General features: G+C 58.0%; 10 protein-coding genes. 4 read left to right on the top strand and 6 right to left on the bottom strand.

Translation table 11 applies throughout. From position 1 onward, the window contains the following. Nucleotides 1-118 precede the first annotated feature (118 nt). Entirely contained in the window at nt 119-1,195 is a 1,077-nt protein-coding gene (mtnA, locus tag B195_RS07950; protein WP_003447085.1) for an S-methyl-5-thioribose-1-phosphate isomerase, read from the bottom strand. 108 nt (nt 1,196-1,303) lie between these two features. On the opposite strand from mtnA, the gene B195_RS07945 reads away from it, so the two are divergent. The 4 genes from B195_RS07945 (at nt 1,304) to B195_RS07930 (ending at nt 4,856) form a co-directional block, all read left to right on the top strand. After that, on the top strand, nt 1,304-2,635 hold the full coding sequence (locus B195_RS07945) for a TRZ/ATZ family hydrolase (protein WP_003447083.1): 1,332 nt from the start codon (nt 1,304-1,306) through the stop codon (nt 2,633-2,635). Between the two features lie 64 nt (nt 2,636-2,699). Then, nucleotides 2,700-3,398, top strand: a complete 699-nt coding sequence (ubiG, locus tag B195_RS07940) for a bifunctional 2-polyprenyl-6-hydroxyphenol methylase/3-demethylubiquinol 3-O-methyltransferase UbiG (protein ID WP_003447081.1) — start codon at nt 2,700-2,702, stop codon at nt 3,396-3,398. Between the two features lie 3 nt (nt 3,399-3,401). Further along, nucleotides 3,402-4,073, top strand: coding sequence for an N-acetylmuramic acid 6-phosphate phosphatase MupP (gene mupP / locus B195_RS07935; protein WP_003447078.1), 672 nt, complete (start codon nt 3,402-3,404; stop codon nt 4,071-4,073). Nucleotides 4,074-4,115: 42 nt separating this feature from the next. After that, entirely contained in the window at nt 4,116-4,856 is a 741-nt protein-coding gene (locus tag B195_RS07930) for a YciK family oxidoreductase (RefSeq protein ID WP_003447076.1), read from the top strand. 86 nt (nt 4,857-4,942) lie between these two features. On the opposite strand, the gene B195_RS07925 is transcribed toward B195_RS07930, so the two are convergent. The 5 genes from B195_RS07925 to B195_RS07905 form a co-directional block, all read right to left on the bottom strand. After that, nucleotides 4,943-5,728, bottom strand: coding sequence for a TenA family transcriptional regulator (locus B195_RS07925; RefSeq protein WP_003447075.1), 786 nt, complete (start codon nt 5,726-5,728; stop codon nt 4,943-4,945). 45 nt (nt 5,729-5,773) lie between these two features. Beyond that, nucleotides 5,774-8,233 (bottom strand): EAL domain-containing protein, encoded by a 2,460-nt coding sequence (locus tag B195_RS07920; RefSeq protein WP_003447073.1) that lies wholly within the window; start codon nt 8,231-8,233, stop codon nt 5,774-5,776. 133 nt (nt 8,234-8,366) lie between these two features. Next, nucleotides 8,367-10,184, bottom strand: coding sequence for an ABC transporter ATP-binding protein (locus B195_RS07915; RefSeq protein WP_003447071.1), 1,818 nt, complete (start codon nt 10,182-10,184; stop codon nt 8,367-8,369). Beyond that, nucleotides 10,177-10,812: a DsbA family protein gene (locus B195_RS07910; protein ID WP_003447069.1), complete on the bottom strand. Its 636-nt coding sequence runs from the start codon at nt 10,810-10,812 to the stop codon at nt 10,177-10,179. Before B195_RS07910 ends, B195_RS07915 begins: the two co-directional genes overlap by 8 nt. A gap of 1 nt (nt 10,813) precedes the next feature. Then, nucleotides 10,814-11,752, bottom strand: a complete 939-nt coding sequence (locus tag B195_RS07905) for a rhodanese-related sulfurtransferase (RefSeq protein WP_003447067.1) — start codon at nt 11,750-11,752, stop codon at nt 10,814-10,816. Between the last annotated feature and the right edge of the window lie 94 nt (nt 11,753-11,846).

Below are 11,846 nucleotides of genomic sequence, written 5' to 3'. Positions count from 1 at the left end.
AAGCAGAGCAGATTCTGCAGCTGCAAACGCAGGCTGCAATCAGGTACGCAGGACCTTCAACAACAGCGCGGCCTTGCAACCCGGCGCAACCTTCGCCAACCCCTGCAGGTGCAATTTATCAATGCAATCGCTTGCGACACATCAGTTGCGCCATTTTTGCCGCATCCGGACGCTCGACGATGCCCTTCTCGGTAACAATCACATCGATCAGATCGGCCGGTGTCACATCAAATACCGGATTGAATGTCTGCACAGGCGCACCGACACAGTGGCCGCCCACCTCCAGCAACTCACTGGCGTCACGCTCCTCGATAGGGATGTCGTCACCACTGGCCAGCTCCATATCGATGATTGAACTTGGCGCCACCACCATAAAGCGCACACCGTGATGCATGGCATTTACCGCCAGCTGGTAAGTGCCAATCTTGTTTGCCACATCGCCATTGGCAGTGATCCGGTCAGCGCCGACTATCACCCAGGTCACGCCCTTGGTTTTCATGATGTGTGCCGCAGCCGAGTCAGCATTGAGCACCACCGGGATGCCCTCATTCGCCAACTCCCAGGCAGTCAGTCGCGAGCCCTGCAACCAGGGCCGGGTTTCGTCGGCGTAGACCTGCTCGATCATGCCTTCCAGCCAGGCAGCCCGAATCACGCCCAGCGCGGTACCAAAACCGCCCGTGGCCAGGGCACCGGTGTTGCAATGGGTCAGTACGGTCTGAGCGTTGCCCTGATGACGGCGAATCACATCGACGCCCAACTGCGCCATGGTCAGATTGGCCTCGCGATCACTTTCATGAATCGCCACAGCCTCGGCCTCAAGTATGTGCAGAACATCGGCCCTGGCTTTGGCACGATTCAAACGATCACGCATGCGATTGAGTGCCCAGGACAAATTCACTGCGGTGGGCCGGGCGTCCGCCAGCAGCGCGAAGTCCTCTTCCAGCGCCCCGACCCAATCGCCACCCGCAGCCTTGCGTACACGCGCCGCAAGCACTACGCCATACGCAGCTGCGATGCCGATCGCCGGTGCACCACGCACCACCATGGCGCGAATAGCCTGGGCCACTGCTTCGGCACTGGTATGGGCCAGCCAGCTCTCATCAAAAGGCAAACTGCGCTGATCCAGCAGGTACAGGGCCTCACCCCGCCAATCGATGGCCTTTACCTTTTCTGCCGCCAACAGTCGATCGCGCATGCCTACCCCTATCACACAGATACAAAGCCGCCGATTATAGCGAGCCCACCTTTAAGACGCTCGGGTATACTTCGCCTCCTTTTAATATCGCACTGGAAGCCGTTTTCGATGCCCACCCTGCCCCTGTCCCTCGACCTGTTGCTGCTGCCCACCTGGCTGGTGCCCGTAGAGCCAGCCGGGGTGGTACTCAAGGACCATGGGGTGGGCATCGCGGACGGGCGCATCGTGTTCATCGGCCCGCGCCTCGAAGCCTTGAAACATACCGCCCGCGAAACCCGTGAGCTGCCTGACATGTTGCTCACCCCCGGTCTGGTCAATGCCCACGGCCACGCGGCCATGACCCTGTTCCGCGGCATGGCCGACGACCTGCCATTGATGACGTGGCTGGAACAGCATATCTGGCCCGCCGAGACCAAATGGGTGGATGAAGACTTCGTGCGCGACGGCACCGATCTGGCCATTGCCGAGCAACTCAAGGGCGGCATCAGCTGTTTCAGCGATATGTACTTTTACCCCCGGACCGCCTGCGAGCGCGTGCATAACAGTGGCATTCGTGCCCAAATCGCCATTCCGGTTCTCGACTTTCCGATTCCCGGCGCAAGCTCGGCCGATGAAGCATTGCGCCAGGCCGTCGAGCTGTTTGGCGACCTGAAGCACCATCCGCGGATCAAAATCGCCTTCGGACCGCACGCCCCCTATACCGTGGGCGACGAGAACCTGGAAAAAGTCCGGGTAATGGCCGATGAACTGGATGCTGCAATCCAGATGCACGTCCACGAAACCGCTTTCGAAGTGCAACAGGCCGTCGAGCAACATGCCGAACGCCCGATAGCCCGCCTGGCCCGACTGGGCTTGCTGGGGCCACGCTTTCAGGCCGTGCACATGACCCAGATCAGCGATGCCGACCTGGCAATGCTGGTAGAAAGCAACGCCAGCGTGATTCATTGCCCCGAATCCAACCTCAAACTGGCCAGCGGCTTCTGCCCGGTCGAGCGTTTGTGGCTGGCAGGGGTCAATGTCGCGGTTGGCACCGACGGTGCTGCCAGCAATAATGATCTAGACCTGCTGGGCGAAACCCGCACCGCCGCACTGCTGGCCAAAGCCGTGGCAGGCTCGGCCACCGCACTGGACGCCCATCGCGCCTTGCGCATGGCAACGCTCAACGGAGCCCGGGCACTGGGCCTGGATAATGACATCGGTTCGATCGAGCCCGGCAAAGCTGCCGACCTGGTAGCTTTCGATCTGAGCGGGCTGGCCCAGCAACCGGTTTACGACCCTGTCTCGCAACTGATCTACGCCACTGGCCGCGACTGTGCAAAACACCTGTGGGTCGGGGGCAAACACTTGCTCGATGATGGCAAACTGACCCGAATGGACGAGCAACAGCTCTGCGCAACCGCCAAGGCCTGGGGCCAGCGCATCAGCAGCCAACCCCATTGATTCAAGACCTTCAGGCCTGTGCCTGAAGTAATACCAGGATTTTTCAGCTTTAGAGGATTTACCCATGAGCAACGTCGACCACGCCGAGATCGCTAAATTCGAAGCGCTTGCCCATCGCTGGTGGGATCGTGAAAGCGAGTTCAAACCCCTGCACGACATCAACCCGCTGCGCCTGAACTGGATTGACGAACGCGTGCAGCTGGCCGGGAAAAAAGTGCTCGACGTCGGCTGCGGCGGCGGCATTCTCAGTGAGTCCATGGCCCAGCGCGGCGCAACCGTAACCGGCATAGACATGGGCGAAGCGCCGCTGGCAGTGGCACAACTGCATCAGCTTGAATCGGGCGTGAATGTTGAATACCGCCAGATCACGGCTGAAGAGCTGGCCAACGAAATGCCCGGGCAGTTCGACGTCGTTACCTGCCTTGAAATGCTCGAGCACGTGCCAGACCCGGCATCCGTAATCCGCGCCTGCTACCGCATGGTCAAGCCGGGCGGCCAAGTGTTCTTCTCCACCATCAACCGCAACCCGAAAGCCTATCTGTTCGCAATTATCGGCGCTGAATACATCATGAAGCTGATCCCGCGCGGGACCCACGACTTCAAAAAATTCATCCGCCCTTCCGAACTGGGTGCCTGGAGCCGCCAGGCCGGCCTGAGCGTCAAGGACATCACCGGCCTGACCTACAACCCGCTGACCAAGCACTACAAGCTGGGCGCCGATGTCGACGTCAACTACATGATCCAGACCCTTCGCGAGGAGTGACCCATGCGTTTAAGAGCAGTTCTTTTTGACATGGACGGCACCCTGCTCGATACCGCGCCGGACTTTATCGCCATCTGCCAGGCCATGCGCGCCGATCGCGGGCTAGCGCCCATTGACGACAAGCTGATTCGCGACGAGATCTCCGGCGGGGCTCGGGCCATGGTCGCAGTGACCTTCAGCATGGACCCTGAAGCACCGGGGTTCGAGGAACTGCGCCTTGAATTCCTCGAGCGCTATCAACAGGACTGTGCGGTACACACCAAGCTGTTCGATGGCATGGAGCAACTGCTGGCCGACATTGAACAGGCCCACCTGGTCTGGGGCGTCGTGACCAACAAGCCCGTGCGCTTTGCCCAACCAATCATGGAGCGGCTGGGCCTGGCGGAACGCTCTGCGGTACTGATCTGCCCGGACCACGTGAGCCGCAGCAAACCCGACCCCGAGCCAATGATTCTCGCCTGCAAGATGCTCAACCTTGACCCGGCCAGCGTTTTGTTTGTCGGCGATGACCTTCGCGACATCGAATCCGGCCGCGATGCCGGTACCAAGACCGCCGCCGTACGCTTTGGCTACATTCACCCCGACGACAACCCCGACCACTGGGGCGCCGACGTAGTGGTCGACCACCCGAGCGAATTGCGCAAAGTACTGGATAACGCGATGTGCAGTTGCTGACAGCGGGCGCAGAACGATCTTTGATTTCTGTTGAGGTTTTTTATGTTTGATTATTCCGCTCGCCCCGACCTGCTTCAGGGCCGGGTGATTCTGGTTACCGGTGCCGGCCGCGGCATCGGCGCTGCAGCAGCCAAAACCTATGCCGCGCACGGGGCTACCGTGCTGCTGCTGGGTAAAACCGAGTCCAATCTGAGCCAGGTGTACGACGAAATAGAAGCTGCTGGCCACCCGCAACCCGCAGTCATTCCTTTCAATCTCGAAACCGCCCAGCCCCATCAATACGATGAGCTGGCCGCCATGATCGAAAACGAGTTCGGCCACCTTGACGGCCTGCTGCACAACGCCTCGATCATTGGTCCGCGCACGCCCCTGGAACAACTCTCGGGCGAAAACTTCATGCGGGTTATGCAGGTAAACGTAAACGCCATGTTTATGCTCACCAGCACCCTGCTGCCACTGCTCAAATTGTCCCAAGACGCATCGGTTATTTTCACCTCCAGCAGCGTAGGCCGCAAAGGCCGCGCCTATTGGGGGGCTTATGGGGTTTCGAAATTTGCCACCGAAGGCTTGATGCAAACCCTGGCCGACGAAGTCGATGGCGTGGCAGCCGTACGCTCCAACAGCATCAACCCGGGCGCGACCCGCACCAGCATGCGGGCCCTGGCATACCCGGGTGAGAACCCGCTGAACAACCCGGAACCACAAGCCATCATGCCGGTTTACCTGTACCTGATGGGGCCGGACAGCACCGGCGTAAACGGCCAGGCATTCGACGCGCAATAACGAATCGGCCAACAAAAAAACCGCAGCTGGCGAATGAATGCCAGCTGCGGTTTTTTTATAGACCCGGGCAAGTCAATCCCCCGGGATCAGCCCTCAACCAATTCCGGACGCTTGCGCACCACCGGCTTTTTTTCATACTGCAGACAGCTTTGCAAAAACAGATACTTGTAGTCATAGCTCTTGCAAACGGCTTTACGCAGCTCGGTTTGCAACGCTTCACTGGGATTCATCCCCGCCAGGGTGCAAATAATCTCCAGCGCTTCCCAAGGGTGCTCATCATCGTACTGAGCGTGCATCTTCAGCCATTTCATGGCGCGCTTGCGCCCTTCTGCCGGCAGCGACTCCTCGTAAACGTTTTGCGAACACACCACTGCAGCCCACTCGCCCACGGCGCCTTCAATGGCATAGTTGGTCGCGGCCATGGATACCGCCAGCGAATCCGCAGTGCAGGTATGCCAGCACCAGTCGTTCAGCGCCTGAAACTCGAACGGTATGTCCTGGGCATTCATGTCAGCAAGGCTGACGCCATGGGCATTGGCCCAGTTGACCCAGTAATCGGCGTGGTTCAGTTCGACCCGAATGTTGCGAATCAGCCAACGGCGGGCCATGTCTTCCCCGGGATGACGCCCATAACGGGTTTTCCCCAGGTTATGCCCCATGTACAACGAAAACTGTTCTACCACCGGCCATCCGCCAATGAGGTACAACCGCATGATTGTCGGGCTCAGCGTGTTATCACGCATGCGTGCATAAACCTCATGCTCGACGACACGGCGCTTGCTCTCGCTACAGTCGCGGATCAGCTTTTGAGCCCACTTGGGATAGCTGGTCGCTTCCATAAGAGGCCCGGTACGTACAAATGCATCCATCACAATCAAGTTCCTTCTCAGAGGTGATTTACAAAATCGGACACCTCATCAACGCAAAGTGCCCGGCAACTTCAAAGCCAGGGCTTTGGGGCGTACAGGTCGAGTCCACAAGCTGTCACAGGTAAACAATTGTGGGCGCTCAACTATATATCCCTGAGCATAGTCGACCCCGATCTCAATCAATGCCTGTTCAATCTGAGGACTTTCAACAAACTCGGCAATTGTCCGCTTACCCATAACGTGCCCTATATGATTGATCACCTCAACCATTGCCCGATTAATGGGGTCATCCAGCATATCCCTGACGAAACTGCCATCTATTTTCAAATAGTCCACAGGCAAATGTTTCAAGTAGGCGAACGAAGACATCCCGGCGCAAAAGTCATCCAGGGAAAAGTGACAGCCCAGCCCTTTAAGTTCATTTATGAAGCGGATGGCACTGCCCAAGTTGGCAATTGCACTGGTTTCGGTAATTTCAAAACAGATCAGCTCGGGTGCCACGCCATAACATTCAAATTGCTCGAGCAAAAAAGCCAGGAACTCATCATCGCCTATGGTCGACCCCGAGAGGTTAATGGCACACATCGCCATTGAATGTTCTGCCCGCGGCGCCGAGCACCGAGAAATAATCTTGAATACGTTTTCCACAACCCAACGGTCAATCGAAGCCATCAGACCATAACGCTCGGCAGCCGGAATAAAACTGTCAGGCAAGATCAGGCCGCCACTGCCATCGCTCAGGCGCAACAGGATTTCAATGTGCCCGCCGCCTTCCGGGGCCCGCCCCAATGGAGCGATCTCTTGCGCATAAAGGCAAAACAGGTTTTCTTCCAGCGCCACGTGCAAGCGCTGTACCCATGCCATTTCACCAAAGCGCAGTGACAACTCTGAGTCATCCGCATGGTAGACCTGAACCCGGTTACGCCCCTTTTCCTTGGCCATGTAGCAAGCCATGTCCGCCGCACGCATTGAGGCTTCCAGGGTCACCGGGGCTTGCTGGATATGCACCAGACCGATACTGATGGTGTTCAGGAACGGGCGTCCCTTCCACGCGAAGTGCAGCCTTTGTACGGTCTGGCGCAAACCCTCGGCAATTTTTTCAGCGGCATCGGCCGGGCAATTTTCCAGCAGGATACCGAACTCATCTCCCCCAAGACGCGCCAGCGTATCGCCCTCACGCAAACCCGAATGCAGCAATGCACAAATATGCCGCAACAACTCGTCACCCGCAGCGTGGCCACAGGTGTCGTTGACCAGCTTGAACTGGTCCAGATCAAGAAACATCAATGCGTGCCGGCCTTGCTGTCGCGCCAGATTCTGCAACACCAGCTCCAGACGATATTCAAACTCGCGACGATTGGCCAGGCCGGTGAGTGCATCGTGGGTCGCCTGCCAGGACAAGTTGGCAATGTATTGGCGCTCACGGGTCATGTCATGCAGCACCAGCACCGCACCGCTCACCTTGCCGGCATGCAGGATTGGCGCCCCCACCAGCGCCACGGAAACCGTACTGCCGTCCGTGCGCTGAATCAGTTTTGAATGTTCACTGGTATTACCCAGCTGGCCGCCGAGAATGCGGTCTATCAGTTTGAAACCATCATCAAGGACATTTTCGTCGAGCAACTTGAACAATGCGGCCAAGGGTACGCCTTGCGCCTGCCCGGACTTCCAGAGCGTCAACTGTTCCGCGGCCGGATTCATATAAGTGATGGAACCGCTTACATCCGTACTTATTACCCCGTCACCAATAGATTCAAGGGTGATTTGCGCCCGCTCTTTTTCAACCTGCAGGGCTTCGGCAAACTCCCGGCTCTGGCTCAACACTTTGTGGGTACGCAGTAAAGCCAAAAGAATCAGCCCCAGCGCCGTCGCGAAATTGATGATGACCAACAATTTCAGAATAAATCGCGAGCCCTCACCCAGTGCGTCACTAAAGGCTTTGGCCGGCGGGGCAACACTTTCATTGATCCGCGAGATAGCGGACTGCCAGCCTGCTACGTCAGCGGCGCTGGCTTGATTGGCATTGAGACTGCGGTGAATTTCCTGCGCCAGATCATCCAGTTTTATCAGGTATTGATCACCCACACTCCACTTCTCAATGGCTGTGCGCATATAGCTGAAATCATGGAAATAACGATAAAACCAGATAATGCTCGAGACATCCTCAGGGCTATTACCCCCTTGCAGAATGCCCTCGCGCGCCTCGGCAAGGTCTGGAGGTGACTGATCCAGTGCCATGCGCAGCCGGTGTCCGCCCTGGGGCACCTTGATCGCTTGCAGGTACTTCTCGAAAACCGCCGGATCGCGGTTGTCGGCATACAGATGGAGGTAGTAAATGGCGTCTTTCTGTCCTTTGGACCACAGACTTTCGCCTGCGACATAGCCTCGCACCGCTGAGAGCATATAAAGACTGAGACAACCCAATAGCGCCTGAAACAGCACGACCGCAATAAAGGGCCAGACGATTCCCAAAAGGCGTGGGGTACCGAGGGGACGCTTGTGCTTCATGAGTTCCCTTTATCACAGGCTGGCAGAAGAAAACCGGAGAAAATCCCTCAAGCAAGTTGAGCCTAGGCTAGTTTATGACCCGTATGAGGATCACTGGCGCCAGCCACACTTGAAAAGTCCGGAGCCCTCGCCGTCAGCTCTGCTGCAATTGCCCGTACAGCCTGGCGTAGAGCCCTCCCTCTGCAAGTAGCTGCTGGTGATCGCCATCTTGCGCAATACGTCCGCCATCAAACACAAGCACGCGGTCTGCCTGTTTTACCGCAGATAAACGGTGGGCAATGATTAAAGTCGTGCGCCCACTCAAAAATTTTTCCAAAGCGTGATGCAGGTTGTATTCGGTGGCGGCATCCAGTGCGCTGGTAGCCTCATCGAGGATCACTACCCTGGGTTCGGCCAGCACCATTCGCGCAATCGCCAGACGTTGACGCTGACCTCCGGACAACCGCACCCCGGAGCGCCCGACTATGCTGTCCAGCCCCTGGGGCAGCTGGCGTACGATGCCGTCCATCTGGGCGATTTCCAGAGCACGCCAGCACGCCTCATCCGTACGCTCGCGGCCCATGGTCAGGTTGGCCCGCACGCTGTCGTTGAACAGCGCCGGGTGCTGCAGCACCACGGCCACATGTTCACGGATGGTTTCCAGGCCGATCTCGGCCTGACTCGCACCGGCGAAATGGATACTGCCCGACTGCGGCGTGTAGAGCCCCAGCAGCAATTGCACCAAAGTGCTTTTACCGCCGCCGCTGGTGCCCACAATGGCCACCTTCTCACCCGCGGCGATGGTCAGGTTCAATCGGTCGAGAATCTTCTCGTCGCCGTAGCTGAAACTCAGGTCGCGCACTTCGATATCAACGGTCTGACGCCCTGAAAACGGATCGACGCCACCGCGGTACTGCGGCTCGTCGCGCCGCGCCAGCAACTGGTTGATCCGGGTCATGGCACCGCTTGCGGCGTAGAAAGCGTACTGCAAGTTGAGCAGTTGCTCGACAGGCCCGATCATGAACCACAGGTAGCTGAACACCGCGAGCATCTGGCCGATGGACAGATCCGAAAACAGCACCGTCAGCATTGCCGCGGCACGGAAAATATCGATGCCGAACTGGAACAACAGGCCACTGGCCCGGTTCGAGGCATCACTTTTCCATTGGGATGACGTGGCAAAATCGCGCACTTCCCGGGCCCGATTCCCCAAGCGACCGAGGAAATAGCCCTGACGATTGCCGGCACGGACTTCCTGAATGGCATCCAGGGTTTCAGTGAGCGCCTGGGTAAAACGCGCAGTGCTGTCGTTCTCCAGCTTTTTGAGGTGTTTGACGCGTTTGCCCAACTGCACGGTGGCGTAAATCACCAACGGGTTGAACAGCAAAATCAAGAGCGCCAGCTGCCAGTGCATCCACAACAAAATCGCTGACGTGCCGACCAGGGTCAGCATCGCAATCAGAAACCGGCTCAAGGTTTCGCCGACGAACTTGTCGAGGGTGTCCAGGTCGGTGACCAGATGCGTGGTCACCGTACCGCTGCCCAGACTTTCATACTCGGCCAGCGAGATGCGCTTCAGACGCTCGATCAGGCGCAACCGGATGCGAAACACTATGTCTTTGGACAGACGGGAAAACAGCCGGGCCTGCAGCACGTTAAACAGCAAAGCACCGCAGCGCAGCAGCAGCGTCACGAAAAGCATCAGGCCTATGTAACCCGGCGCACTTTGCCAGGCGGCTGGCAGCCAGTGGTTCATGACTTTGAGCGCTGCATCACCGTTGCCCAGCAGCACTTCATCAACCAGCAATGGCAACAACAATGGAATCGGCACGCTGCACAGCGTGGTCAGGACTGCCACGCCATTGGCGAGCCACAGGGCTTTTTTATGGCGCAGGGCCAGACCACGGATTTCCTTCCAGCTCAGGCGATCTGTGGTCTCGGGCGCCGGCGTTGCCGGGCCGCAATCAAGCACGCTTGGCGCGTTCAAGCCAACGGCCCAGCAGGTCGGAGACAGGCTCCAGAGCCTGATAACCATTGGTCAGCAATGCCAGCTGACCGTCACGTTCAGCAAGCAGGGTGGGGAATCCGGCGATCCCCAGATCCTGGACCCAGGTAAAGTCGGCAGCGGTCGCCGTGTGCTGCTCGGCGCTGTCGAACGCGGCAGCGAACTCGATACGCGGCAACCCCGCCGTCTGCGCCAGTTCAGCCAGCACACTGGCCTGGGTCACATCACGACCTTGCACATAAAAAGCCTGCTGAATCAGTTTCAGCAACCGCCACGCGCAATCGGGCGCCAGACTGCGCGCCGCCACAATGGCCCGGCATGCAGGCTCACAGTCGTAGACAAAACCATCGGGCAAGGCACCTTCGATCGTGAACGGCTGCCCGGTGGCATCGGTCACCGCCTGCCAGTGCTCAAGGATATAGCGTCGAGTTGCAGGCTCCAGGGCCGCGCCGCTGCCGGTGCGCAAGCCTCCGACCACCAGGTGCAAATCCACCCCCGCAGCCTGCGCCTGCTCAACCAGAGCCTCAACGATGGGGGCAAAACCCCAGCACCACGAACACATCGGGTCCATCACATAGAGCAGGCGCGCGGACATATCAGGCCTCGGCCGGTTTACGGTAGTTGTGGCCAATCGGATGCGGCTGATTGCGGGCCTTGGCCAGGTCAATCTGTTTTTGCCGGTCAATGGCGCTGCGGCGGGTTTTTTCGCTCAGTTTGTCCCAGCAATGCGGGCAGCTGATACCCGGCTGATAATGCTCGGATTCACGGTCAGCGATGCTGATCGGCGTGCGGCAGGCATGACACTGATCGTATTCACCTTCACTCAGGTCGTGACGCACGGTGACCCGGTTATCAAACACGAAGCAGTCGCCCTGCCACTTGGTTTCTTCCAGCGGCACCTCTTCGAGGTACTTCAAAATCCCGCCCTTGAGGTGATAAACCTCGTCGAAGCCCTGGCTGAGCATGTAGCTCGAAGCCTTTTCACAACGAATGCCGCCGGTGCAGAACATCGCGACTTTCTTGTGTTTGGCCGGGTCGAAATTGGCTTTGATGTAGTCAGGAAATTCGCGAAAACTGGTGGTTTTCGGGTCGATCGCGCCTTCAAATGTACCAATCGATACTTCGTAATCATTCCGGGTGTCGATCAGCAACACCTCCGGATCGCTGATCAGCGCGTTCCAGTTCTCGGGGTCGACATAGGTTCCGACTTTTTTGTTCGGGTCTACGCCTTCAACACCGAGGGTGACGATTTCTTTCTTGAGCTTGACCTTGGTCCGGTAGAACGGCTGGTCATCGCAGTAGGATTCTTTGTGGTCAATATCCACCATGCGCGGATCGGACCTGAGCCAGGCCATCAGCCCGTCAATGCCTTCACGACTACCGGAAACAGTACCGTTGATACCTTCTTCGGCAATCAGCAAAGTGCCCTTGACCCCGTTGTCGACCATGGCCTTGAGCAAAGGCTCACGCAGCTCGACGTAATCTTCCAGGGTGACGAATTTGTACAGTGCAGCTACCACAATCGGTGCAGTCATCGCATATATCTCCAGGTGGCTACCCTCGTAAAGGGTGAACCGGATGCAAAAAAAACGCGCCGACTGAGCGGCGCGTTGCGGATTCTAGCAAAAA

The sequence above is a fragment of the Pseudomonas sp. Lz4W genome, assembly GCF_000346225.2.
GTDB lineage: Bacteria > Pseudomonadota > Gammaproteobacteria > Pseudomonadales > Pseudomonadaceae > Aquipseudomonas > Aquipseudomonas paraversuta.
The sequence above is the reverse complement of the archived record's forward strand: the minus strand, read 5'-3'. Positions and strand labels throughout refer to the sequence as shown.